Here is a 22,873-nt window from a genome sequence, read left to right as displayed (position 1 = left end):
CGGAGTTGCATCCGTCAGAATGCCCGCCGCTCTAGTCTAAAACAGCGCCTTGAGTTCGGCGAGCCGGTCGTTGACCAGCCAGCCGTAGTAGTTCTCCTCGGGCACCTTTTCCGGCTCGCCGGCGGCTTTGCGGCGCTCGTTCTCGGCCTTCAGCGCATAGGCGCGCGCTTCCGGATTGCCGACATTGTAGAGCGTGGCCGTCAGCCCAGGATTGCCTGAGATGTCGAAGCCGGCGATGCGCCTGTAGGCGTCGATCGAGGTTTTCAGCGTTGCCGCCACGTAGGGAAGCGTCAGGTCCGGGTCCATGATCGTCTTGTAGACGGCATTGGGGTCGCCGACGTCCAGCTTCGGAAGACCCGAGACCTTGTTGACCTCGTCGCTCATCTGCAGCGCGGTCAGCGGATTGAGCTGACCGATGCCGAAGGTCTGGCCGGCATAGAAGGGCTGGAAGAAGGTGGCGCTGAAGCGGTCGTCGGGAAAACTTGTGCCATCTACCGTCTTGCCACGGAAGGATTGTTCCCACACCGCCTCGCGACACGACCACAGATCGTAGCTGCCCGACTTGGCGGCGCATTCCGCAAATTGCGGTCGCTTGACGAAATCGGTGATGTCCTCGCCTTCGTAGCTGAACTGCAGCTTGCTCGACAGGTACGAGACCGCCTTGACGTAGTAGGTCTGCAGGCGGTCGTAGGCATCGACATTGTAGGTGTGCTCGCCGACGATCGCGCCGACGATGTGCATCGGGTCGATGCCGTAGTCGCGCGCCACCGACTTGATCTTGCCCCGCAATTTGCTGTCGTTCTGGAGCAGCGCATAGACCTTGCGGTATTTGGCCTCGAAGCTCGTGTTCCCCGCCTTTGTGCGCCTTGCCGATGCTCCGGGCACCTGCGGTTGCTCGACATTGACGTTGCCCGAGGCGACCACGGTCGCTGCCGAGGCGTATCCCGCGCTCAGTATCGAAACTGCAATGAATGCCGAAATGTAAGCCTTTTTCATGCGCCGCCGCTTGCCCATGGTCATGCCGGGCAAAGTAGGAAAAGCGTCCCGTCGAGTCGAGAGCGCCACCCATCTCGTCCGACGAAAGGTGGCCGAGTGTTGCATTCGGCCACGTTCCGGTTGCCGGCCCGCCGCCCGCGAACCGTCGCGCCGGAAGCTCCGGCGCGGGCCTGTTAAAGGATGAAACGCGACAAATCTGTGTTCCTGGACAGGTCGCCGACGTGTTTTTCGACATAGGCCGCGTCGATCTTGACGGTTGAGCCGTTGCGGTCGGGTGCGTCGTAGGAGATTTCGTCCAGAACGCGCTCCATGACCGTCTGCAGGCGCCGCGCGCCGATATTCTCGACGGTGGCGTTGAGATCGACCGCGATGCCGGCGAGCGCATCGATGGCGTCGTCGGTGAATTCGAGGTTGACGCCCTCGGTGTTCATCAGGGCGATGTACTGCTTGATCAGGCTCGCCTCCGTTTCGGTCAGGATGCGGCGGAAGTCGTCCTTGTCCAGCGCCCTGAGCTCGACGCGGATCGGCAGGCGGCCCTGCAGCTCAGGCAGGAGGTCCGACGGTTTCGAGATGTGGAAGGCGCCCGAGGCGATGAACAGGATGTGGTCGGTCTTGATCTGCCCGTATTTGGTCGCAACCGTCGTGCCTTCGACCAGCGGCAGCAGATCCCGCTGCACGCCTTCGCGCGAAGGTCCGCCCTGGACGTCGCCGCGGGCGATCTTGTCGATCTCGTCGAGGAAGACGATGCCATCGTTCTCCGTCACTTCCAGCGCCCGGCGCACCACCTCGTCCTGGTCGAGCAGCTTGTCGGATTCGTCCTGGATCAGCAGCGCGTAGGAATCCTTGATGGTCGTCTTGCGCGTCTTGGTCCGCTGGCCGCCCATCGCCTTCGACAGCATGTCGTTGATGTTGAGCACGCCGACATTGCCGCCCGGCATGCCGGGAATGTCGAAGCTCGGCATGCCGCCGGTACCGGTATCGGCCACCTGGACCTCGATCTCCTTGTCGTCGAGTTCGCCGTCGCGCAGTTTTTTCCGGAACGAGTCGCGGGTGGCCGGGCTCGCGGTCTTGCCGACCAGCGCCTCGAGCACGCGCTCCTCGGCATTGACATGGGCGCGGGCCTTGACGTCCTCACGCATCTTCTCGCGCACCAACCCTATGGCGACCTCGACCAGGTCGCGCACGATCTGCTCGACGTCGCGGCCGACATAGCCGACCTCGGTGAACTTGGTGGCCTCGACCTTGACGAAGGGCGCACCCGCCAGCTTGGCCAGGCGGCGCGAGATCTCGGTCTTGCCGACGCCCGTCGGCCCGATCATCAGGATGTTCTTCGGCATCACCTCTTCGCGCATCTGGCCTTCGAGCTGCTGCCGGCGCCAGCGGTTGCGCAGCGCGATCGCCACGGCGCGCTTGGCGTCCTTCTGGCCGATGATGAAGCGGTCGAGTTCGGAAACGATCTCGCGGGGGGAGAAATTACTCATGGATCACACAATTCCTGCTTGCCACTGCCTGATGGAGTCGAACGGATGCAGCAGCATGATGACGTTGAGCGTCAGATTGTCTCGGATGACGTAGCCGACGCCGATTTCGAAGATGAGAGCGAGGGCCACGATGCTCCATATAGGAAGCCGTGCGGCCATCACAAAGCCCAGCGCCATGGCCAGCGTGTCGGACACGGAGTTGATGACGCTGTCGCCGTAGTAGTCGAGGGAAATGGTCCCCTCGCGGTAGCGGTTGATGATGAAGTCGCTGTTCTCCACCAGCTCCCAGGCCACCTCGATGCCGACCGCGATCGCCAGCCTCAGGCCGAGCGGGCTGTTGGGCATCAGCCACCGCAGCAACGCATAAAACAGGAAGCCGTGGATGATGTGCGAGAAAGTGTACCAGTCGGAGATGTGCTGCGAGTTCTCAGAGCTTTGCACCACCCCGTGCCACAGCTTGACGTACCCGCACTTGCAGATCGCCGGGTGGCCCATCCAGTAGAGCGCCAGGCCTTGCCCCGCGATCATCAGGGCCGCGGCGAGCAGCCACCAGCCCAGTCTTTCGCGCTCCGCCCGGACGGCGTCCTCCCCTGCGACCATCCCTAGAATTCCTCCCCATCGGCGTCGATCGCCATCATCAGCGCCGGGCCGTAGATCGACGTTCGCGTGTCGAAAGCCACGAAGCCGGCCTTTTCATAGGCACGGATGGCCCGCTTGTTGGCAGGGTCCGGGTCGATGATCACCCTTGGCACGCCTTCCTCGAACAGATCCGCGACGAACTGCCGGATGATGGCCGAACCGTGACCCTTGCCGACCAGATCCGGCACGCCGATCGACATGTCGATGCCAAGCGTGCCGAAGGGCTGGTCCTGGTAGGGGTGGTCGTCCTCCATGTGGGGATCGTAGCTCTGGAGGTAGCCGATCGGCTTGCCGTCCAGCTCGATGACTAGCGGCTCGACCGAGATGCTGTCGATGTGCTCCTCGATCGCGGCGATCTCGTCTTCTGGGTCATCCCACCATTCGGCGACATGCGGCTGGGCCAACCAGGCCCTGATCATCGGCAGGTCGGCCCTGGTCACCGGGCGGAAGTCGTAGTGCGCAGATGCCTTATTCGGCATCGAGCGTTTCGACGACGAAGCTGTGGTTGGTGTAGACGCAGATGTCGGCGGCGATCTGCATCGCCTTGCGGGCGATCTCCTCGGCGTCCTTGTCGGTGTCCATCAGCGCACGCGCTGCGGCCAGCGCGTAGTTGCCGCCCGAGCCGATGGCCATCACGCCGTGTTCGGGTTCCAGCACGTCGCCGGTGCCGGTCAGCGCCAGCGACACGTTCTTGTCGGCCACCAGCATCATCGCCTCGAGGCGGCGCAGGTAGCGGTCGGTGCGCCAGTCCTTGGCGAGCTCGACGCAGGCGCGCGTCAGCTGGTCGGGATATTGCTCGAGCTTGGCCTCGAGCCTTTCGAGTAGCGTGAATGCATCCGCCGTGGCGCCGGCGAACCCTGCGATCACGTTGCCCTTGCCCAGGCGGCGGACCTTGCGGGCGTTGCCCTTCATGATCGTCTGGCCGAGGCTCACCTGGCCGTCGCCGGCGATCACCACCTTGCCGCCCTTGCGCACGGTCACGATGGTCGTGGCGTGCATGCTCTGTTCGTTGGACATTCGGGTCTCCGATGGCGCGCTGCCCCTTTCAGGCGGCGAGCGCGTTACGAGTGGAAGTTCGACCTTATGTATGCCGCCAGGCAAGGATTGCAAATCGGCCGGAGCGGGGACGAAATGCACTTTCCAGCAATTGGCAACCGGCCGATCATGCTGTTAGAAGGCTCACGTTCCAAGGACAAGGATCAGCCATGGCCCCCCGTTCCGCCGAAGTCAGCCGCAAGACCAAGGAAACCGAGATTTCCGTCTCGGTCCATGTCGACGGCACCGGCCGCTCGGAAATGGCAACCGGCGTCGGCTTCTTCGACCACATGCTCGACCAGCTGTCGCGGCATTCGCTGATCGACATGAAGGTCTCGGCCAAGGGCGACCTGCACATCGACGACCACCACACCGTCGAGGATTGCGGCATTGCGATTGGCCAGGCGCTCTCCAAGGCACTTGGCGACCGTCGCGGCATCATGCGCTACGCCTCGATCGACCTCGCCATGGACGAGACGCTGACGCGCGCGGCGATCGACGTGTCGGGCCGGCCGTTCCTGGTCTGGAACGTCGATTTCTCGGCGCCCAAGATCGGCAGCTTCGACACCGAGCTGGTGCGCGAGTTCTTCCAGGCCTTCGCCCAGAATGCTGGCATAACGCTGCACGTCACCAACCACTATGGCGCCAACAACCATCATGTCGCCGAAACCTGCTTCAAGGCCGTGGCGCGCGTGTTGCGCACGGCCCTTGAAAGCGACCCGCGCCAGCCTGACGCAGTACCCTCGACCAAGGGCAGCCTGAAGGGATAGCCATGGCCATCCATGTCGTCATGGAGCCTCCAGCCTCGGCAGGAAAAAACGCTTCGGAAAGTGCAGTCTTCGTCCGCGACGGCGTGTATTTCTTCGGCTTCGTCGCGCCGATCCTGTGGATGCTCTGGCACAGGCTGTGGCTCGAGGCCGTGGTGACCTTCGCCGTGGGTCTGGCATTGGCCGCGGCGAGCGAGTGGGCCGGCCTGACCATTGCAGCCCCCCTGCTGCCGCTGCTGATTTCACTCTATGTCGGGCTCGAGGGCGGCGCCCTGCGGATCGCCGCGCTGCGCCGTGCCGGCTGGAGCCAGTGGGGCGTGCTCGAAGCCGACTCGGCCGACGACGCCGAGATGCGATACCTGTTTGCCGCGGGAACGCTTGAGGACGAACCTGTGCCGGCCACTGTCGCCATCTCCCCTGCCGTTGCGCCGCGCTCGCCGACCACTGGCGCGGCGCTTGGCCTCCTGAACTATCCGGGAAGAAACTGACATGCGTGTCGCCATCATCGACTACGGTTCGGGCAACCTCCGCTCGGCAACCAAGGCCTTCGAACGCGCCGCCCGCGAGGCCGGCATTTCCGCCGAGATCGACCTCACCGCGGATGCCGATCGCGTTCTGACGGCGGACCGCATCGTGCTTCCCGGCGTCGGCGCCTATGCCGACTGCGCCGCCGGCCTGCGCGCCGTCGACGGCATGTGGGAAGCGGTCGAGGAGGTCGCCATACGCAAGGCGCATCCCTTCCTCGGCATCTGCGTCGGCATGCAGCTGATGTCGGAACGTGGGCTGGAGAAGACCGTCACCGACGGCTTCGGTTGGATCGCCGGTGACGTCAAGGAGATCACGCCGTCCGACCCGACGCTCAAGATTCCGCAGATCGGCTGGAACACGATTCACGTGAAACAGGCCCATCCGGTGTTCCACGGCATCGAAACGGGACCACAGGGCCTGCATGCCTATTTCGTGCATTCCTACCATCTCGACGCGACGAACGAGAAAGAGGTGCTGGCAACCGCCGACTATGGCGGCCGCGTCACCGCCGCCGTGGCGCGCGACAATCTCGTCGGCACCCAGTTTCATCCCGAAAAGAGCCAGGCGCTTGGCCTCGGCCTCATCGCCAACTTCCTGAGGTGGAAGCCATGACGACCAAGAAGGGCTACTGGATCGCGATGATCGAGATCACCGACCCCGAGGCCTATCCGGCCTACATCGCCTCCAACGGCGCGGCGATCGCCCCCTACGGTGCCAAGCTGATCGTCCGCGGCGGCCGTCACGAGGACCCCGAGGGCCCGACCGGCAACCGCCACGTGGTCGTCGAGTTCGAATCCTACGAGCAGGCGGTCGCCTGCTACCACTCCCCCGAATACCAGGAGGTGGTGAAGCTTCGGCACGCCGCCTCCATCGGCAAGTTCGTCATCGTCGAAGGCGTCTGAGCATGATCCTTTTCCCCGCCATCGACCTCAAGGATGGCCAGTGCGTGCGCCTCAAGCTCGGCGACATGGACCAGGCGACCGTCTACAACAAAGACCCCGGCGCCCAGGCGAAGGCCTTCGAGGACCAGGGCTTCGAGTGGCTGCACGTGGTCGACCTCAACGGCGCCTTCGCAGGCGAGAGCGTCAATGGTTCGGCCGTCGAGGCGATCCTCAAGGCGACGAAGAACCCGGTCCAGCTCGGCGGCGGCATTCGCACTCTCGCCCATATCGAAAGCTGGCTGGACAAGGGCCTCGCCCGCGTCATCCTCGGCACGGTCGCGGTGCGCGACCCCGATCTGGTCAAGGAAGCCTGCAAAAAATTCCCCGGCAAGGTGGCCGTCGGCATCGACGCCAAGGGCGGCAAGGTCGCAGTCGAAGGCTGGGCCGAAGCCGCGAGCCTCGGCGTCGTCGAGCTGGCGAAGAAGTTCGAGGGCGCCGGCGTCGCCGCCATCATCTACACCGACATCGACCGCGACGGCATTCTGGCCGGCATCAACTGGAATTCGACCATCGATCTCGCCGAAGCCGTGTCGATCCCGATCATCGCCTCGGGTGGCCTCGCCTCGATTGCCGACATCGTCCGCATGACCATGCCCGACGCGAAGAAGCTCGAAGGCGCGATCTCCGGCCGCGCGCTCTATGACGGCCGCATCGACCCGGCCCAGGCGCTCGCCATTCTTCGTGGCACGCTCAAGCCCGAGCCCGGACTATTTGAGGAACGCCCATGACCCTCAAGGCCCGCGTCAACCCTTGCCTCGACGTGAAGGACGGCCCGCGTCGCCCGCAGCCGCGAAGCGGCGAGGACGCGCAAACAAAAACGGAGGCCGTCCTTTGACCCTCAAAGCTCGAGTCATCCCCTGCCTCGACGTGAAAGACGGCCGTGTCGTCAAGGGCGTGAACTTCGTCGATCTCGTCGACGCCGGCGATCCGGTCGAGGCCGCCAAGGCCTATGATGCCGCTGGCGCGGACGAGCTCTGCTTCCTCGACATCACCGCCTCTTCCGACAACCGCGAGACCATCTTCGACGTCATCGCCCGTACCGCCGAGCAGTGCTTCATGCCGCTGACCGTCGGCGGGGGCGTGCGGCAGGTCGCCGACATCCGCAAGCTTCTGCTCGCCGGCGCCGACAAGGTGTCGATCAACACGGCGGCGGTGAAGAACCCTGATTTCGTCGCCGAGGCGGCAGACAAGTTCGGCAACCAGTGCATCGTCGTCGCCATCGACGCCAAGAAGGTGTCCCAGGCAAGCGAGGCCGACCGCTGGGAGATCTTCACCCATGGTGGCCGGGAGCGCACCGGCATCGACGCCGTCGAATTCGCCCGCAAGGTGGTCGACCTCGGCGCGGGCGAAATCCTTTTGACCTCGATGGATCGCGACGGCACCAAGATCGGCTACGACATCGCTTTGACCCGCGCCGTGGCCGATGCGGTGCGCGCGCCCGTCATCGCCTCGGGCGGCGTCGGCACTCTCGACCACATGGTGGCCGGTATCCGCGAGGGCCATGCGACGGCGGTGCTCGCCGCCTCGATCTTCCACTTCGGCACCTATTCCATTGCCGAGGCCAAGGCCCACATGGCAAAAGCGGGCTTGCCGATGCGGCTCGATCCGATCGGTTGACGCGGGAGATAGAAATGACCGGATTCTCCCTTTCCGATCTCGAGAGGATCGTCGCCGAGCGCGCCCGCTCGGGCGATGCCAGTTCCTGGACCGCCAAGCTCTACCAAAGCGGCATGGAGCGGGCGGCGAAGAAGCTCGGCGAAGAGGCGGTCGAGACGGTGATCGCCGCCGTCAAGGGCGACGACAAGGGCCTCGTTTCGGAAAGTGCCGATCTCCTCTATCATTGGCTCGTCGTGCTGGCCGTCGCCGGCGTCCCGATGTCTGAGGTGATGGCCGAACTCGAACGCCGCACCGCACAGTCGGGGCTAGCCGAGAAGGCCTCCCGGACGAAGTAGCTTGCCCCGGGCCCAGGCCCCCTGCAGGGAACATGCGATGGATCAACTCGCGCCGACGGAAAAATACTCCCCGTACTGGTTCTTTTCCGCCGAGCATTGGGCGGGCTTCGGTGCCGACACGCCGATGACCCTGACCCGGGACGAGGTCGCGCGGCTGAGCTCCATGTACGAGCCGATCGACCTCGAGGAAGTCCGGCGCATCTACCTGTCCCTGTCGCGGCTGCTGTCCGCCCATGTCGAGACCAGCCAGCAGCTGTTCCGCCAGCGCCAGCGTTTCTTCAATTCCGACAGGAAAGGCACCAAGACCCCCTTCATCATCGGCATGGCCGGGTCGGTCGCCGTCGGCAAGTCGACCACGGCGCGTATCCTGAAGGAACTGCTGACGCGCTGGCCGTCGAGCCCGAAGGTCGATCTCGTCACCACCGATGGCTTCCTCTACCCCAACGAGGTGCTGAGGCGAGACAATCTGATGGAGCGCAAGGGCTTTCCAGACAGCTACGACGTCGGCGCGCTGCTGCGCTTTCTCTCGGCCATCAAGTCGGGCCAGCCCAATGTGCGTGCGCCCGTCTATTCGCACCTGACCTACGACGTCATGCCCGGCGAGTTCGTCACCGTCGACCGGCCGGACATCCTGATCTTCGAGGGCATCAACGTGCTGCAGCCGCGCGAACTGCCCAAGGATGGCAAGTTCGTGCCCTTCGTGTCCGATTTCTTCGACTTCTCGATCTACATCGATGCCGAGGAAGGCATCATCCACGAATGGTACATCGAGCGCTTCATGCGCCTGCGCGAGACCGCCTTCCGCAACCCGCAGTCCTTCTTCCATCGCTATTCGCAGCTGTCAGAAGATGCCGCCCGTGCCATCGCCGAGGGGCTGTGGGCCAACATCAACCTCAAGAACCTGCGCGAGAACATCCTGCCCACACGCCCGCGCGCCGACCTGATCCTCAAGAAGGGCGCCGGCCACCTGGTCGAGGAAGTGGCGATCCGCAAGCTCTGAGGTTTGAACTCGGCTGGTCGCTTACGCCGTTTCTGGCTTCGTCACCCGCCGTAACGTCAGGTTGATGCGTCCGCCCTGCCTCAACAGCGCGGAGGTCATCGGATAGATGCGGTCGACGCCGTGGAAGGCGAGCCGCCCCTCCCCGCCCAGCACCACCACGTCGCCGCTCTCCAGCCGGATCGACACCGTTCGGTCGTCGCGCCGGGAGCCACCGACGCGAAATAGGCAGGCGTCTCCCAGCGACACCGAGACGACGGGTGCTTCGAACTCCTTCTCGTCGCGGTCCTGGTGCAAGCCCATCTTGGCACTGTCGGTGTAGAAATTGACCAGGCAGGCCTCGGGCGGATGGGGATAGCCGGAAACCTCGCGCCACAGCGCAAGCAGGGCTTCCGGAATGGGCGGCCAGGGTTCGCCAGTGAGCGGATGGGTCGGCTGGTAGCGATAGCCGCGATCCTTGTCGGTGACCCAGCCGAGGCTGCCGCAATTGGTCATGCGCACGCTCATCGGCTTGCCCGTGCGCGGCATCCCGGGTGTGTAGAGCGGTGCCTGCTTCACCACTTCGCGCACGCTTTCGACCAAGCCTTCCTGCACCTCGCGGGACAGGAAGCCGGGCATGTGGCGAACGCCTTTCGGGAGCACGAGCACGATCATGAGGCCTCGTCGATTCTGCCGCCAAGCATGCCACCCGAAACGAAAAACGGCGACCCGAAAGCCGCCGTTCGTTGGAATGGATGTTTCCGGATCAGGCAGTCGCGATGTCGGGGATGCGCAGCACCTGACCGGGATAGATCTTGTCGGGATGCGTCAGCATCGGCTTGTTGGCCTCGAAGATGACGGTGTATTTCGACGCCTTGCCCTTGCCGTACTGGGCCTCGGCGATCTTCGACAGGTTGTCGCCCTTCTTGACCGTGTAGAATACCGGCTGCTTGGCCGGGGTCGCAGCCTTCACCAACTCGGTCATGTCGACCTTGCCGTCGAGCTTCAGGCCGGAATCGGGCGCCACGACCTTGAGTTCGTCCGCCTGCACCTTGGAAACGCCGAGCGTGTTGCCCACGGCGATGACGGCCTTCTCGAAAATCGACTGGTCCTTGACCACGCCGGTCAGCACGGCCGTGTCGCCCTTGACCACGACCTGAACGTTGTCGGTGCCAAGCTTGTGCGAATCGAGCTCCTTCTTCAACGTCTCTGCCGTCGGCGCCTCGTCTTCGCCGCCGAAACCAAGCTTCTTGCCGACATTCTTGACGAAATCGAACATGCCCATCCGTGGTCTCCCTTGCTGTGGCAGTCGCCGAAACTTGGCATCTGCTAGACCAAATTGGAAGCGGCAACCAACAGCTGTGAGCGAGGACATTCCAGGAAAGGTGCGAAGCGCCTTCCATTAGGAATATGCAAGATGAGTTCTAGTCGCCGTCGACGCGCCCGCGCAGCTTCTTGACTGTCGAACGTCCGGCTTTGCTTTTCAGGCGCCGCTCGACCGAACCCTTTGTCGGTTTGGTCTTCTTGCGCGGCGGTGGCGGCGGCTCGGCGGCCTTGGCCACCAATGCTGCCAGCCGGGCGCGCGCGTCGGCGCGGTTCTGCTCCTGCGTCCGGTAGCGGCCAGCCTCGATGACGATGACACCGTCCTTGGTCGCCCTCTGCCCGGCGAGCTTGATGGTGCGCGCCCGCACGCGCTCGGGCAGCCCCGGGGCGTTGGCGGCGTCGAAGCGCAGCTGCACGGCGGTTGCCACCTTGTTGACGTTCTGCCCGCCCGGCCCCGAGGAACGGATGAAGTTCTCCTCGATGTCGTCGGGATGGATGACCACGTCGTCGGCGATGATGATCTTGTCGTCGGCGTTCATGAGCGAAGTCATGCCGCGCCGGCGCAGAAAAGAAAAGGCCCGGCGCTGGGCCGGGCCTTTCGAAAATCTCCGGGGCGTTGCCGGCCTTACTCGGCCGCCTCGCGCACTTGCGGGGCAGCGCCCAGCACGGTGGCGTCGACATGGCTTTCGAACTTGCCGAAATTGTCGACGAACATCGACACAAGTTTCTTGGCCTGGCGGTCATAGGCCGCAGCGTCTGCCCAGGTCGAGCGCGGGTCGAGGATCTTGCCGTCGACGCCGGGCACCGAGACTGGCACGGCGAAGCCGAAGTTCGGGTCGGTGCGGAACTCGACCGAATTCAGCGAGCCGTCGAGCGCTGCCGACAGAAGCGCGCGGGTCGCCTTGATCGGCATGCGCGAGCCCGTGCCATAGGCGCCGCCGGTCCAGCCGGTGTTGACCAGCCAGCAGTCGACGCCGTGTTCGGCGATCAGCTGGCGCAGCAGGTTGCCGTATTCGCTGGGGTGGCGCGGCATGAACGGCGCGCCGAAGCAGGTCGAGAAGGTCGCTTCCGGCTCGGTTACGCCGCGCTCGGTGCCGGCGACCTTGGCCGTGTAGCCCGACAGGAAGTGGTACATCGCCTGCGCCGGGGTCAGCTTGGCGATGGGCGGCATCACGCCGAAGGCATCGGCCGTCAGCATGATGATGTTCTTCGGGTGGCTGGCGCGGCCGGTTGCGCTGGCGTTCGGGATGAAGTCCAGCGGATAGGCGCAGCGGGTGTTCTCGGTGCGCGAACCATCGTCGAAGTCGGGCACGCGGTTCTCGTCGAGCACGACGTTCTCGAGCACGGTGCCGAAGCGCCGGGTGGTGGCGAATATCTCCGGCTCGGCCTCGGCCGACAGGCGGATGGTCTTGGCGTAGCAGCCGCCCTCGAAGTTGAAGATGCCGCCAGGCCCCCAGCCGTGCTCGTCGTCGCCGATCAGCGTGCGCTTGGGATCGGCCGAAAGCGTCGTCTTGCCGGTGCCGGAAAGCCCGAAGAACACGGCGGCGTCGCCGTCGGGGCCTTCGTTGGCCGAGCAGTGCATCGGCATCACGCCCTTGGCCGGCAGCAGGTAGTTGAGCGCGGTGAACACCGACTTCTTCATCTCGCCGGCATAGGCCGTGCCGCCGATCAGCACGATCATGCGGGTGAGGTCGACCGCGATGACGGTTTCGGTGCGCGTGCCGTGGCGTGCCGGGTCGGCGCGGAACGACGGCAGGTCGATGATCGTCATCTCCGGCACGAAACGCGCAAGCTCGGCTTCTTCCGGACGGATCAGCAGGTTACGGATGAACATCGAGTGCCAGGCGAATTCGGTGACGACGCGCGTCGGCAGGCAGAGCGAGCGGTCGGCGCCGCCGATCAGATCCTGCACGTAAAGGTCCTTGTCGGCCGCATGCGCCAGGAAATCGGCATGCAGGGCGTCGAACTGGGCGCGGCTGATCGGCTTGTTGTTGTCCCACCAGACGTGCGGCTCGGTGTTTTCGTCGCGCACGACGAATTTGTCCTTCGGCGAGCGGCCGGTGTGCTGGCCGGTCTCGGCAACCAGCGCGCCATGGGCGGTCAGCTGCGCTTCACCGCGGCGGATGGCCTCTTCGGTGAGAAACGCGGCGCCCAAGTTGTAACGGACCTTTCCCGATGTCTTGAGCCCTGCCGTCTCGATCCCGCAGGCGGGATTGCGCTTACCGGTTTCCGACATGTGGTACAGCCTCGTTTGCTTTGACGCCAATGTCCGGTCGACGGGCCGGACGCCGCTGTCCCGAGGGGACTGGAGGCAGCCAGAAACAGAAAAGCCAAACGATATCAAATCATTAATCGATTTAAAAAATTTGAAAAATATCTAAATCGTTTAAATGATCACGAACTAGGCGGCGACGCACAGGACGTAGGCAGTTTTTTGTTCGAGTTTTGGCGGGGCTGCCCCATATAAGGCAAGCATCGGGCATGGCGGTTGCGCTCTCCGTCGGCGGGGGCTATGCCACATTTTGTACCTAATTTGTCCTGCAAAAGCCCTGCTTATCGCAGGAAGGGACAGCCATATGAGGGAGCCGCCGGAGATGGCAACGATCGCGCTTGTCGACGACGACCGCAACATTCTTACATCGGTTTCGATTGCGCTCGAGTCCGAAGGGTACCGTGTCGAGACCTACACGGATGGCGCCTCGGCGCTGGAGGGCCTGACCGCCCGGCCGCCGAACCTTGCGATCCTCGACATCAAGATGCCGCGCATGGACGGCATGGAACTGCTGCGCCGGCTGCGCCAGAAGACCGATCTTCCGGTGATTTTCCTGACCTCCAAGGACGACGAGATCGACGAACTCTTCGGCCTCAAGATGGGCGCCGACGATTTCATCCGCAAGCCGTTCTCGCAGCGTCTGCTGGTCGAGCGGGTACGTGCCGTGCTGCGCCGCGCCAGCGCCCGCGAAGCCGCCGCCAAGGCTCCGACGCAGGCGTCGCGCTCGCTCGAACGCGGCCAGCTGGTGATGGACCAGGAGCGTCACACCTGCACCTGGAAGGGTGAGCCGGTGGTGCTGACCGTCACCGAATTCCTCATTCTGCACTCGCTGGCACAGCGTCCCGGCGTGGTCAAAAGCCGCGACGCCCTGATGGATTCGGCCTATGATGAGCAGGTCTATGTCGACGACCGCACCATCGACAGCCATATCAAGCGCCTGCGCAAGAAGTTCAAGGCCGTCGATGACGACTTCGAGATGATCGAGACCCTCTACGGCGTCGGCTACAGATTCCGCGAGGCGTGATTCCGGCGAGGGCTGAGATCACATGGCGATTGAGGCGGAGATCAGGAAGCCGGCGGCCACCGCCAAGCGACCACGCGGGCGCCTGTCGGCCGTGATCGACCGGACGCGTCTGCGGCTCAGTCGTTTCCTCGGCCATCATTTCTTCTCCAGCCTGACGCGGCGAATCCTCTTTCTCAATCTCGCCGGGCTGGGCGTGCTGGTCGCCGGCATCCTCTACCTCAACACCTTCCGCGACGGCCTCATCGATGCCCGCGTCGAAAGCCTTATGACGCAGGGCGAGATCATCGCCGGCGCAATTGCCGCCTCGGCGACGGTCGAGACGGACTCGATCAGCATCGACCCGGAAAAGCTACTCGAGCTGCAAGCCGGCGAAACGCTCGCGCCTGGGTCCGACCAGCTGGAGAGCCTGGATTTCCCGATCAATCCGGAGCGTGTTGCGCCGGTGTTGCGCCGCCTCATTTCGCCGACGCGGACGCGGGCGCGCATCTTCGACCGCGAAGCCAATCTCCTGCTCGACTCGCGCCATCTCTATTCGCGCGGCCAGATCCTCCGATATGACTTGCCGCCGGTCGAGGAGGAGGAGGCGACGCTGCTCGAGCGGGCGCAGAAGTTCGTCTTCGATTTCTTCCGCGACAGCACGCTGCCCGTCTACAAGGAGCAGCCGGGCGGCAACGGTTCCGCATTCCCGGAAGTGATGCAGGCGCTTACCGGCAGTCCGGCGACGATCGTGCGTATCAGCGAGAAGGGCGAGCAGATCGTCTCCGTCGCCGTTCCCGTCCAGCGCTTCCGGGCGGTGCTCGGCGTGCTGATGCTTTCGACCGAAGGCGGCGACATCGACAAGATCGTCGCGGCCGAGCGCAAGGCGATCCTGCGTGTCTTCGGCGTCGCCGCTCTGGTGACCGCGCTGCTGTCGCTGCTGCTGGCCTCGACGATCGCCAATCCGCTGCGCAGGCTTTCTGCGGCTGCCAATCGCGTCCGCCGCGGCGGTAAGAATCGCGAGGAGATCCCCGACTTCTCCGACCGGCAGGACGAGATCGGCAATCTGTCGGTCGCCGTTCGCGACATGACCAATGCGCTCTATGCCCGCATCGAGGCGATCGAGAGCTTCGCCGCCGACGTCAGCCACGAGCTCAAGAACCCGCTCACCTCGCTGCGCAGCGCGGTCGAGACCTTGCCGCTGGCCAAGAGCGAGAGTTCGCGCGAAAGGCTGATGGAAATCATCCAGCACGACGTCAAGCGCCTGGACCGGTTGATCACCGACATCTCCGATGCATCGCGCCTCGACGCCGAGCTGGCGCGCGAGGACGCGACCAAGGTCGACCTCAAGAAATTCATCGGCGACCTGGTTTCGGTTTCGCGCGAGACCGGTCGCCACAAGAAACCCGTCGAGATCGAGTTCAAGACGGCCAAGCTGCCGGCCAACGTGAAGGGCTACAACGCGGTGGGCCATGATCTGCGCATCGGCCAGGTCATCACCAACCTGATCGAGAACGCCCGTTCCTTCGTGCCCGATGAGTATGGCCGGATCGACATCGGCCTGGCGCGTGTCGGCAAGTTCAATGTCATCACCGTCGAGGACAACGGTCCCGGCATCCGCGCCGAGAACATCGACCGCATCTTCGAGCGCTTCTACACCGATCGGCCGTCCAGCGAGGCCTTCGGCCAGAACTCCGGACTGGGCCTTTCGATCAGCCGCCAGATCGTCGAAGCGCATGGCGGCACGCTCAGCGCGGAAAATATCAGCGGCACCAAGCCGGGCGAGATCAAGGGTGCCCGCTTCATCGTCACGCTTCCTGCCGAAGGCTGATCGTGCCGAGGTTCAACATGCATGCGACGGCAGTGGTCCTCGGTGATCGCGGGGTGCTCGTCGCCGGGCCTTCCGGCTCCGGCAAGTCGACCTTGGCGCTCGCCCTCGTCGATCGGGTGCGCGCTCAAGGTCTCTTTGGACGCCTGGTTTCCGACGATCAGGTGTTCCTGTCCGGTCATGGTGGACGCCTGCTCTGCCGCGCTCCGGCTGCGATTGCCGGTCTGGCCGAGATCCGCGGGATCGGGCCTGTCGCTTGCGACCACGAGCCGGCCACGGTGGTGGATCTGATCGCCAGGCTCGTGCCGCCCGCCGATGTGCAGCGGCTTCCCGACGAAACGGAAGAGACGCTTCTTGGTTGCAGCGTGGCGAGACTTGTTCTCGCCCAGCGCGAAACATTCGCCGCGGTGCCTGCCGTACTGACGCGCATGGGCATCGGGCTCCGCGCGTGACGCTGCCCAAATTTTTTGCTGCATTGCGTCAAAATGGCGTGCTGTGCCGTAAATAGGGGCTTGTAAACGCCTTCGCCGTCGACAAGATAGCGCTCCCGCCATCCGAAGGCGGCGAGCATACTGCGCGGCTGTGAAGGGGCCATGACGGGAGCCAAATCAGAATGATCGGACTCGTGCTAGTGACGCACGGTCAACTGGCCGAGGAGTTCCGCCATGCGGTGGAACACGTCGTCGGACCGCAGGACAATTTCGAGACCGTATCGATCGGTGCCGATGACGACATGGCGCAGCGCCGCAGCGATATCATCACTGCCGTTTCCCGCGCCGATACCGGCACCGGCGTGGTCGTGCTCACCGACATGTTCGGCGGCACGCCGTCGAATCTTGCCATTTCCGTCATGGAAGCCGGCCGGGTCGAGGTCATCGCCGGCATGAACCTGCCGATGCTGATCAAGCTGTCGAGCGTGCGCAAGGCGGACAACATGGCCGCCGCCCTCGACGAGGCGCAGGCCGCCGGTCGCAAATACATCAACGTTGCAAGCCAGGTGCTGAGCGGAAAATGAGCGGCATGCCCTATCCCGCCGAACAGGGTCACGTCGTGCGCGACCTCGCCATCGTGAACCAGCGCGGCCTGCACGCCCGGGCTTCCGCCAAGTTCGTCCAGATCGCCGGCGAATACCAGGCCTCGGTGACCGTGGAGAAGGACGGGATTTCGGTCGGCGGCACCTCGATCATGGGCCTGATGATGCTGGCCGCGAGCCCCGGCTGCACGATCCGCGTCAGCGCCAGCGGACCGGAGGCGGCCGAGGCCGTCGAGGCGCTCGCCACCCTCGTCGCTGCGCGTTTCGGCGAGGAATGCTGATCGCCGGCATCGGCCAGGCGACATGCACGAATAAAGATTTCTTTATGTCCCATTGTCGGTGGCGGCCTGATCTGATAGTCAGGCGCTTCTTTCCGCGCGCCCACGACTAGGCCTCCCGCGCCGGCGCGCAGCAACAGGAATCGGAGCAAACCATGACGGGTAGCAAGGATTATCTGGTCGCCGACATTTCGCTCGCCGGCTGGGGACGCAAGGAAATCGAGATCGCCGAAACCGAAATGCCGGGCCTGATGGCCTGCCGCGCCGAGTTCGGCGAGGCCAAGCCGCTCAAGGGCGCGCGCATTTCCGGCTCGCTGCACATGACCATCCAGACGGCCGTGCTGATCGAAACGCTGAAGGCGCTCGGCGCCGATGTCCGCTGGGCCTCGTGCAACATCTTCTCGACCCAGGATCATGCCGCGGCGGCAATCGCCGATGCCGGAATTCCGGTCTTCGCGGTCAAGGGCGAGACGCTCGAGGAGTACTGGGAATACACCGACAAGATCTTCCAGTGGGCCGACGGCGGCACCTCGAACATGATCCTCGACGACGGTGGCGATGCCACCATGTATATCCTGATCGGCGCCCGCGCCGAGGCAGGCGAGGACGTGCTGTCCAGGCCGGGCAGCGAGGAAGAAGAGATCCTGTTCGCCCAGATCAAGAAGCGCCTTGCCGCGACGCCCGGCTTCTTCACCAGGCAGCGCGAGGCGATCCGTGGCGTCACCGAGGAGACCACGACCGGCGTCAACCGCCTCTACCAGCTGCAGAAGAAGGGCCTGCTGCCCTTCCCCGCGATCAACGTCAACGACTCGGTCACCAAGTCGAAGTTCGACAACAAGTACGGCTGCAAGGAATCGTTGGTCGATGGCATCCGTCGCGGCACCGACGTGATGATGGCCGGCAAGGTCGCCGTCGTCTGCGGCTACGGCGACGTCGGCAAGGGCTCGGCTGCCTCGCTCAAGGGGGCCGGCGCCCGCGTCAAGGTCACCGAGGTCGATCCGATCTGCGCGTTGCAGGCGGCGATGGACGGCTTCGAGGTCGTCACGCTCGAGGACGCTGCGCCGACGGCCGACATCGTCATCACCACCACCGGCAACAAGGATGTCGTCACCCTCGACCACATGAGGGCGATGAAGGACATGGTCATCGTCGGCAACATCGGCCACTTCGACAACGAGATCCAGGTCGCAGGCCTGCGCAATCTGAAGTGGACCAACGTCAAGCCGCAGGTCGACATGATCTCCTTCCCGGACGGCAAGCGGATGATCCTGCTGTCGGAGGGCCGACTGCTCAATCTCGGCAACGCCACCGGCCACCCGAGCTTCGTCATGTCGGCGTCCTTCACCAACCAGGTGCTGGCCCAGATCGAACTCTTCGCCAAGGGTAGCCAGTACAAGAACGAGGTTTATGTGCTGCCCAAGCATCTCGACGAGAAGGTTGCGCGGCTGCACCTCGACAAGCTCGGCGTCAAGCTGACCACCCTGTCCGACGAGCAGGCGTCCTATATCGGTGTCACGCCGAAGGGGCCGTTCAAGCCGGAACACTATCGCTATTAACCATAGCGCTAATACCTACAAGATATTGATGCCGGGCGATTGACTTTTCGCCCGGCATTTCTTTTGCCGCGCCGGCTCCTTCACGGCGATTCGCCTAAGCGGTATTGTGACGTGATTCGTCACGCGTCCGGTGCTGGCGGCACAGCCGGGCGCCTCGGGGCGGTCGCGCAAACGGGCGGCACAGAGGATAACAGGACATGCCGGGGGAATACCCGCTTCCAGCGGGAAGGGCCGCCTCCGGCGGCCATGAAGATTCGCAGAAAGCCCTTCCGGGCGGCCAGTGGTTGGCCGTGCGTCGGCTGGGGCGTCGCGTGGCTTTCCTCGTGCTCGGCACGACCGCGCTCTGGACCCAGCTCGACGTCGCTCATGCCCAGCAGGCCTCGGTCGCCGGCCTTCCCGTCGGAACCGCCGAGGTCATCCAGCTCGCCATGTTCGTCGGCGTCATGGGCGCCGCGCTCATCACCGCCGTTGCGCTGATCCGCGAAAAGGGCCGCCTGTCGTCTCAGAACACAGAGTTGCGCGGCCGCGTCGCCGACCTCAATGCCTCGCTGCAGCGTTCGGATGCGCTGCTCAACCTGCGCGACCAGCGCATCGTCGTCTGGGCGAGCGAAAACAAGAAGCCTGAGCTGATCGGCTCGCTGCCTGTCGAGACTGGGGCGCCTGACGAACGCGCGGCCTTCCTTGCGTTCGGCCGCTGGGTGATGCCGCGCTCGGCTGCAGCACTCGAAAACGCCGTGGCCACGTTGCGCGACAAGGGGACCGCCTTCGAGCTGGTGGTCGAGACCCATGCGGGTGCGGTGCTCGAGGTGCAGGGCCGCAAGAGCGGCGCCCACGTCATCGTCCGCTTCATGTCCATTTCCGAAGCCCAGCGCCTGCAGGCCCGGCTGAAGCTCGAGAACCAGCGCATCGGCGCCGAATACGAAACGCTCGTCGGCCTGATGGACGCCGTCGACATGCCGTTCTGGATGCGCGACGCCGACGGCCGCCTGAAATGGGTCAACAAGGCCTTCGCCCGGGCCGTCGAGGCGACCGATTCCTCCGCTGTCGTGCGCGACGGCAAGGAGTTCCTGGGAACCCGGTCGCGCGAGGCCATCGCCCAGCAGCAGATTTCGCGACCCGCCTTCCAGCAAAACATGTCGACGGTGATCGACGGCGACCGCAGGATGTTCTTGGTCACCGACGTGGTCGGCAGGGGCGGCTCGGCCGGCCTGGCGGTGGACATGAGCGCAGCGGACGCCATCCGCGAGGAATTCACCCAGGTCGTGCGCAGCCATTCCGACACGCTCGACCAGGTGGCGACGGCCGTGGCCACCTTCGACGCGGGCCAGAAGCTGCGCTTCTACAACCAGGCCTTCCAGAAGCTCTGGGACCTCGACGCCGGCTATCTCACCAGCGCGCCCGACAATGCACTGCTGCTCGACCGCCTGCGCAGCGAGCGCAAGCTGCCCGAGCAGCCGGAATGGCGACGCTGGAAGGAAAACCTACTCGGCGCCTATCGCGCCGTCGATCCGCAGGAGCATCTCTGGCATCTGCCCGACGGCCGCACCATCCGCGTCGTCGCCAACCCACAGCCCAAGGGCGGCGTCACCTGGGTGTTCGAGAACCTGACCGAGAAGATCGATCTCGAAAGCCGCTACACCACCGCCGTACGCGTCCAGGGCGAAACCCTCGACAATCTCGCCGAAGGCGTCGTCGTCTTCGGTCCCGACGGCCGCATCCGCCTGTTCAACCCGGCCTTCGGCCAGCTCTGGGGCGTCTCCGACGACATCCTGCGGCCCAGCACGCACATCTCGGCCATCCGCGCCGAATGCGACATGCACGCCGACAACAGCCCGTGGGGCGATTTCGTTGCCGCCGTCACCGGCTTCGACGAGCGCAGCGACAGGCGCGGGCAGACCGAACTGCTCAACGGCACCGTGCTGCAGCACGCCGTCGTGCATCTGCCCAACGGCCAGGTGATGCTGACCTTCGTCGACGTCACCGACAGCGTCAACATGGAGCGCGCCCTCAAGGACAAGAACGAGGCGCTGCAACGCGCCGACCAGATCAAGAACGAATTCGTCCAGCACGTCTCCTATGAGCTGCGCTCGCCGCTGACCAACATCATCGGTTTCACCGAGCTTCTGTCCCTGCCCGGCACCGGCCCGCTGTCTCAGCGCCAGCGCGAATACGTCGAGCACATCGGTTCGTCCTCCGGCGTGCTCTTGACGATCGTCAACGATATCCTCGACCTCGCCACCGTCGACGCCGGCATCATGCAGCTCGACATCTCCGAGGTCCGCGTCGACCGTGCCATCGAAGCTGCGGTCGAGCTGGTGGCCGACCGCCTGCAGGAGCATTCGATCCAGCTTTCCGTCGATCTTGCGGCTGCTCCCAAGAGCTTCAGCGGCGACGAGACCCGCGTTCGCCAGATCCTCTACAACCTGCTCAGCAATGCGGTGAACTACGCACCGTCGGCCAGCACCATCTCGCTCGCTTGCCGCCAGCGTCCCGACGGCGTTGAGTTCTCCGTCCATGACGATGGCCCCGGCATGCCGCCGGAGGTGCTCGACACGGTATTCCAGCGCTTCGAATCCCGCGTCAATGGCGGCCGCCGCCGTGGCGCCGGCCTCGGCCTCTCCATCGTCAAGAGTTTCGTCGAGCTGCATGGCGGCACCGTCCGTATCGACAGCGGCAAGGACCGCGGCACGACCGTGGTCTGCCTCTTCCCCGACACGCCGGCAGGCGTCCGGGTGGCGGCGGAGTAGCCCCTTGGCGGCCAGATCGCTGGAGCGCTTCCTGCCCGATGAGGCCGCGACGACGCAGCTGGGCGAGGACCTCGCCATGGCTGTCAGGCCGGGCGACGTGTTCCTGCTCGACGGCGACCTCGGCGCCGGCAAATCGACACTCGCGCGCGGCCTGATCCGGTCGCTGGCCGGCGATCCCGCCCACGAGGTGCCGAGCCCGACCTTTACCCTGGTCCAGAGCTACGACACGCCGGTCCCCGTCCACCATTTCGATCTCTACCGCCTGTCGTCGTCGGAAGAGCTGGAAGAGCTCGGCTTCGACGAGGCGGCCGCAACAGGTGTCGCGTTGGTCGAATGGCCGGAGCGCGCTGCCGACGCCATGCCCGCCACCAGCCTGCGGCTCGCCATAGAGCATGAAGGCGACGGCCGCCGCGTCACGATCTCGGGCGACGGTCCGGCCTTCGACCGTGTCGCCCGCTCGCTCGCCATGCGCGACTTCCTGGTCGCCTCCGGCTGGGGCGAGGCGCATCGCGCCCGCTTCGTCGGCGACGCTTCCGCCCGCGCCTACGAGACGGTGACGCGCGTCGGTCATGCGCCGCTGGTGCTGATGAACTCGCCGCGTCTTGTGCTCGGCCCGCCTGTGCGCGACGGCAAGCCCTATGCCGAGATCGCGCATACCGCCCAGACCGTCGCCGCCTTCGCGGCCGTCGACCGCGCGCTTGCCGCAGGCGGCGTCACCGTGCCCGGCATCGTCGCCCAGGATCTCGAGCGGGGGTTCCTGCTGCTTGAACATCTCGGCTCCGGCGCCTTTCTCGATCCCGAGGGCAAGCCGATCGCCGGGCGCTACGCCGCCGCCGCCGAATTGCTGGCGATGATTCACGGGAAACACTGGGACGACCGGCTGGAGGCCGCGCCCGGCGTCTTCCACCAGGTCCCGCCATTCGACCTCGACGCGCTGACGATCGAGGTCGACCTTTTGGTCGACTGGTACGTGCCCGCCGTCACCGGCGCACCCGCCTCCGCCGAGCTGCGCGACGGCTACCGCGCCGCCTGGAACGCCGTCTTCGATCGCCTCGCCGACAAACAGTATGGGCTGGTGCTGCGCGACTACCATTCGCCCAACATCATCTGGCGCGCGGAGAAGAAGGGTTTCGACCGGCTCGGCATCGTCGACTTCCAGGATGCGCTGATCGGCCCGGTCGCCTATGACGTCGCCTCGCTCGCCATGGATGCGCGGGTGACGGTCTCGGCGGAGATCGAGCACGCCACGGTCGATGCCTATGTCGCCGCCCGCCACGCCGCCGGCAGCTTCGACGAGGCCGCCTTCCGCGAGGCCTACGCCATCACGGCGGCACAGCGGAACTCCAAGATCCTCGGCATCTTCGTTCGCCTCGACCGTCGCGACGGCAAGCCGCAATACCTCAGGCACCTGCCGCGCATCCGCGACTATCTGCATCGCGCTCTGGCGCATCCAGCCCTGGCCGCGCTGCGCGACTTCTATCGCGACAACCGCCTGCTCGAGGAGTTCTGACGTGAGTGGGC

The 22,873-nt window shown here is 64.9% G+C and carries 25 protein-coding genes; 16 read left to right on the top strand and 9 right to left on the bottom strand.

All coding sequences use genetic code 11. From position 1 onward, the window contains the following. Positions 1–36: 36 nt before the first annotated feature. The 5 genes from PV773_RS07460 to hslV all read right to left on the bottom strand — a co-directional run bounded on the left by PV773_RS07460 (position 37) and on the right by hslV (position 4,133). Complete coding sequence (locus tag PV773_RS07460; protein ID WP_347965729.1) at positions 37–996, bottom strand: DUF1402 family protein; 960 nt, start codon at positions 994–996, stop codon at positions 37–39. Positions 997–1,169: 173 nt separating this feature from the next. Continuing rightward, positions 1,170–2,477, bottom strand: a complete 1,308-nt coding sequence (hslU, locus tag PV773_RS07455; RefSeq protein ID WP_347965728.1) for an ATP-dependent protease ATPase subunit HslU — start codon at positions 2,475–2,477, stop codon at positions 1,170–1,172. Positions 2,478–2,480: 3 nt separating this feature from the next. Continuing rightward, a complete protein-coding gene (locus tag PV773_RS07450; RefSeq protein ID WP_347965727.1) occupies positions 2,481–3,077 on the bottom strand; it encodes a DUF2585 domain-containing protein in 597 nt (198 codons plus the stop codon). A 2-nt stretch (positions 3,078–3,079) separates the two neighbouring features. Beyond that, complete coding sequence (locus PV773_RS07445) at positions 3,080–3,595, bottom strand: GNAT family N-acetyltransferase (RefSeq protein ID WP_347965726.1); 516 nt, start codon at positions 3,593–3,595, stop codon at positions 3,080–3,082. Further along, positions 3,585–4,133, bottom strand: coding sequence for an ATP-dependent protease subunit HslV (hslV, locus tag PV773_RS07440; protein ID WP_340038552.1), 549 nt, complete (start codon positions 4,131–4,133; stop codon positions 3,585–3,587). The genes PV773_RS07445 and hslV overlap by 11 nt, the downstream gene beginning before the upstream one ends. Positions 4,134–4,321: 188 nt before the next feature. Here hslV and hisB point away from each other — a divergent pair, with 188 nt between their 5' ends. The 8 genes from hisB to coaA all read left to right on the top strand — a co-directional run bounded on the left by hisB (position 4,322) and on the right by coaA (position 9,339). Beyond that, a complete protein-coding gene (gene hisB / locus PV773_RS07435) occupies positions 4,322–4,921 on the top strand; it encodes an imidazoleglycerol-phosphate dehydratase HisB (RefSeq protein WP_347965725.1) in 600 nt (199 codons plus the stop codon). 2 nt (positions 4,922–4,923) lie between these two features. Further along, on the top strand, positions 4,924–5,406 hold the full coding sequence (locus PV773_RS07430; protein ID WP_347965724.1) for a DUF2628 domain-containing protein: 483 nt from the start codon (positions 4,924–4,926) through the stop codon (positions 5,404–5,406). A 1-nt stretch (position 5,407) separates the two neighbouring features. Further along, positions 5,408–6,058, top strand: coding sequence for an imidazole glycerol phosphate synthase subunit HisH (gene hisH / locus PV773_RS07425; RefSeq protein ID WP_347965723.1), 651 nt, complete (start codon positions 5,408–5,410; stop codon positions 6,056–6,058). Continuing rightward, positions 6,055–6,348 carry a DUF1330 domain-containing protein gene (locus tag PV773_RS07420; protein ID WP_347965722.1) on the top strand — a complete coding sequence of 98 codons (294 nt, stop codon included), beginning with the start codon at positions 6,055–6,057 and terminating at the stop codon, positions 6,346–6,348. Before hisH ends, PV773_RS07420 begins: the two co-directional genes overlap by 4 nt. Positions 6,349–6,350: 2 nt before the next feature. Beyond that, the gene (gene hisA, locus PV773_RS07415) at positions 6,351–7,115 is read left to right on the top strand and encodes a 1-(5-phosphoribosyl)-5-[(5-phosphoribosylamino)methylideneamino]imidazole-4-carboxamide isomerase (RefSeq protein WP_347965721.1); all 765 of its coding nucleotides are present in this window, start codon (positions 6,351–6,353) and stop codon (positions 7,113–7,115) included. A gap of 103 nt (positions 7,116–7,218) precedes the next feature. Further along, on the top strand, positions 7,219–8,004 hold the full coding sequence (gene hisF, locus PV773_RS07410) for an imidazole glycerol phosphate synthase subunit HisF (RefSeq protein ID WP_347965720.1): 786 nt from the start codon (positions 7,219–7,221) through the stop codon (positions 8,002–8,004). Positions 8,005–8,018: 14 nt separating this feature from the next. Beyond that, on the top strand, positions 8,019–8,339 hold the full coding sequence (locus PV773_RS07405) for a phosphoribosyl-ATP diphosphatase (protein ID WP_347965719.1): 321 nt from the start codon (positions 8,019–8,021) through the stop codon (positions 8,337–8,339). A 37-nt stretch (positions 8,340–8,376) separates the two neighbouring features. Beyond that, on the top strand, positions 8,377–9,339 hold the full coding sequence (gene coaA / locus PV773_RS07400; protein ID WP_347965718.1) for a type I pantothenate kinase: 963 nt from the start codon (positions 8,377–8,379) through the stop codon (positions 9,337–9,339). 21 nt (positions 9,340–9,360) lie between these two features. On the opposite strand, the gene PV773_RS07395 is transcribed toward coaA, so the two are convergent. From PV773_RS07395 to PV773_RS07380, 4 genes are all read right to left on the bottom strand, one after another. Beyond that, positions 9,361–9,984: an alpha-ketoglutarate-dependent dioxygenase AlkB gene (locus tag PV773_RS07395; protein ID WP_347965819.1), complete on the bottom strand. Its 624-nt coding sequence runs from the start codon at positions 9,982–9,984 to the stop codon at positions 9,361–9,363. 97 nt (positions 9,985–10,081) lie between these two features. Then, the gene (gene lysM, locus PV773_RS07390) at positions 10,082–10,600 is read right to left on the bottom strand and encodes a peptidoglycan-binding protein LysM (RefSeq protein WP_347965717.1); all 519 of its coding nucleotides are present in this window, start codon (positions 10,598–10,600) and stop codon (positions 10,082–10,084) included. A 139-nt stretch (positions 10,601–10,739) separates the two neighbouring features. Next, the gene (gene arfB, locus PV773_RS07385) at positions 10,740–11,177 is read right to left on the bottom strand and encodes an alternative ribosome rescue aminoacyl-tRNA hydrolase ArfB (RefSeq protein ID WP_347965716.1); all 438 of its coding nucleotides are present in this window, start codon (positions 11,175–11,177) and stop codon (positions 10,740–10,742) included. 86 nt (positions 11,178–11,263) lie between these two features. Beyond that, on the bottom strand, positions 11,264–12,874 hold the full coding sequence (locus PV773_RS07380; protein ID WP_347965715.1) for a phosphoenolpyruvate carboxykinase: 1,611 nt from the start codon (positions 12,872–12,874) through the stop codon (positions 11,264–11,266). Positions 12,875–13,232: 358 nt separating this feature from the next. On the opposite strand from PV773_RS07380, the gene PV773_RS07375 reads away from it, so the two are divergent. The 8 genes from PV773_RS07375 to tsaE all read left to right on the top strand — a co-directional run bounded on the left by PV773_RS07375 (position 13,233) and on the right by tsaE (position 22,862). Then, the gene (locus PV773_RS07375; protein ID WP_340038539.1) at positions 13,233–13,934 is read left to right on the top strand and encodes a response regulator transcription factor; all 702 of its coding nucleotides are present in this window, start codon (positions 13,233–13,235) and stop codon (positions 13,932–13,934) included. A 22-nt stretch (positions 13,935–13,956) separates the two neighbouring features. Continuing rightward, positions 13,957–15,741: a sensor histidine kinase gene (locus PV773_RS07370; protein ID WP_347965714.1), complete on the top strand. Its 1,785-nt coding sequence runs from the start codon at positions 13,957–13,959 to the stop codon at positions 15,739–15,741. A 17-nt stretch (positions 15,742–15,758) separates the two neighbouring features. Continuing rightward, complete coding sequence (locus PV773_RS07365; RefSeq protein WP_347965713.1) at positions 15,759–16,190, top strand: HPr kinase/phosphorylase; 432 nt, start codon at positions 15,759–15,761, stop codon at positions 16,188–16,190. Between the two features lie 161 nt (positions 16,191–16,351). Beyond that, positions 16,352–16,753: a PTS sugar transporter subunit IIA gene (locus PV773_RS07360; protein WP_347965712.1), complete on the top strand. Its 402-nt coding sequence runs from the start codon at positions 16,352–16,354 to the stop codon at positions 16,751–16,753. Continuing rightward, positions 16,750–17,052, top strand: coding sequence for an HPr family phosphocarrier protein (locus PV773_RS07355; RefSeq protein WP_340038535.1), 303 nt, complete (start codon positions 16,750–16,752; stop codon positions 17,050–17,052). Before PV773_RS07360 ends, PV773_RS07355 begins: the two co-directional genes overlap by 4 nt. Positions 17,053–17,204: 152 nt before the next feature. Further along, on the top strand, positions 17,205–18,605 hold the full coding sequence (ahcY, locus tag PV773_RS07350; RefSeq protein WP_347965711.1) for an adenosylhomocysteinase: 1,401 nt from the start codon (positions 17,205–17,207) through the stop codon (positions 18,603–18,605). A gap of 197 nt (positions 18,606–18,802) precedes the next feature. Then, entirely contained in the window at positions 18,803–21,352 is a 2,550-nt protein-coding gene (locus PV773_RS07345; protein WP_347965710.1) for an ATP-binding protein, read from the top strand. Between the two features lie 4 nt (positions 21,353–21,356). Beyond that, the gene (gene tsaE / locus PV773_RS07340) at positions 21,357–22,862 is read left to right on the top strand and encodes a tRNA (adenosine(37)-N6)-threonylcarbamoyltransferase complex ATPase subunit type 1 TsaE (RefSeq protein WP_347965709.1); all 1,506 of its coding nucleotides are present in this window, start codon (positions 21,357–21,359) and stop codon (positions 22,860–22,862) included. The last annotated feature ends 11 nt before the right edge of the window (positions 22,863–22,873 follow it).

The organism is Mesorhizobium sp. CC13, assembly GCF_039907765.1.
Lineage (GTDB): Bacteria > Pseudomonadota > Alphaproteobacteria > Rhizobiales > Rhizobiaceae > Aminobacter.
This window is presented reverse-complemented; position numbering and strand designations above follow the sequence as displayed.

Bases quoted from the DNA above. Each gene is read 5' to 3' on its own strand.
- hisH (WP_347965723.1), top strand. From the start codon at position 5,408: ATGCGTGTCGCCATCATCGACTACGGTTCGGGCAACCTCCGCTCGGCA.
- coaA (WP_347965718.1), top strand. From the start codon at position 8,377: ATGGATCAACTCGCGCCGACGGAAAAATACTCCCCGTACTGGTTCTTT.
- ahcY (WP_347965711.1), top strand. From the start codon at position 17,205: ATGACGGGTAGCAAGGATTATCTGGTCGCCGACATTTCGCTCGCCGGC.
- hslU (WP_347965728.1), bottom strand. From the start codon at position 2,477: ATGAGTAATTTCTCCCCCCGCGAGATCGTTTCCGAACTCGACCGCTTC.
- hisB (WP_347965725.1), top strand. From the start codon at position 4,322: ATGGCCCCCCGTTCCGCCGAAGTCAGCCGCAAGACCAAGGAAACCGAG.
- hisA (WP_347965721.1), top strand. From the start codon at position 6,351: ATGATCCTTTTCCCCGCCATCGACCTCAAGGATGGCCAGTGCGTGCGC.
- PV773_RS07360 (WP_347965712.1), top strand. From the start codon at position 16,352: ATGATCGGACTCGTGCTAGTGACGCACGGTCAACTGGCCGAGGAGTTC.
- PV773_RS07420 (WP_347965722.1), top strand. From the start codon at position 6,055: ATGACGACCAAGAAGGGCTACTGGATCGCGATGATCGAGATCACCGAC.
- PV773_RS07380 (WP_347965715.1), bottom strand. From the start codon at position 12,874: ATGTCGGAAACCGGTAAGCGCAATCCCGCCTGCGGGATCGAGACGGCA.
- PV773_RS07365 (WP_347965713.1), top strand. From the start codon at position 15,759: ATGCATGCGACGGCAGTGGTCCTCGGTGATCGCGGGGTGCTCGTCGCC.
- arfB (WP_347965716.1), bottom strand. From the start codon at position 11,177: ATGAACGCCGACGACAAGATCATCATCGCCGACGACGTGGTCATCCAT.
- PV773_RS07375 (WP_340038539.1), top strand. From the start codon at position 13,233: ATGGCAACGATCGCGCTTGTCGACGACGACCGCAACATTCTTACATCG.
- PV773_RS07345 (WP_347965710.1), top strand. From the start codon at position 18,803: ATGCCGGGGGAATACCCGCTTCCAGCGGGAAGGGCCGCCTCCGGCGGC.
- PV773_RS07445 (WP_347965726.1), bottom strand. From the start codon at position 3,595: ATGCCGAATAAGGCATCTGCGCACTACGACTTCCGCCCGGTGACCAGG.
- PV773_RS07370 (WP_347965714.1), top strand. From the start codon at position 13,957: ATGGCGATTGAGGCGGAGATCAGGAAGCCGGCGGCCACCGCCAAGCGA.
- PV773_RS07450 (WP_347965727.1), bottom strand. From the start codon at position 3,077: ATGGTCGCAGGGGAGGACGCCGTCCGGGCGGAGCGCGAAAGACTGGGC.
- PV773_RS07355 (WP_340038535.1), top strand. From the start codon at position 16,750: ATGAGCGGCATGCCCTATCCCGCCGAACAGGGTCACGTCGTGCGCGAC.
- hslV (WP_340038552.1), bottom strand. From the start codon at position 4,133: ATGTCCAACGAACAGAGCATGCACGCCACGACCATCGTGACCGTGCGC.
- lysM (WP_347965717.1), bottom strand. From the start codon at position 10,600: ATGGGCATGTTCGATTTCGTCAAGAATGTCGGCAAGAAGCTTGGTTTC.
- PV773_RS07405 (WP_347965719.1), top strand. From the start codon at position 8,019: ATGACCGGATTCTCCCTTTCCGATCTCGAGAGGATCGTCGCCGAGCGC.
- PV773_RS07460 (WP_347965729.1), bottom strand. From the start codon at position 996: ATGAAAAAGGCTTACATTTCGGCATTCATTGCAGTTTCGATACTGAGC.
- PV773_RS07430 (WP_347965724.1), top strand. From the start codon at position 4,924: ATGGCCATCCATGTCGTCATGGAGCCTCCAGCCTCGGCAGGAAAAAAC.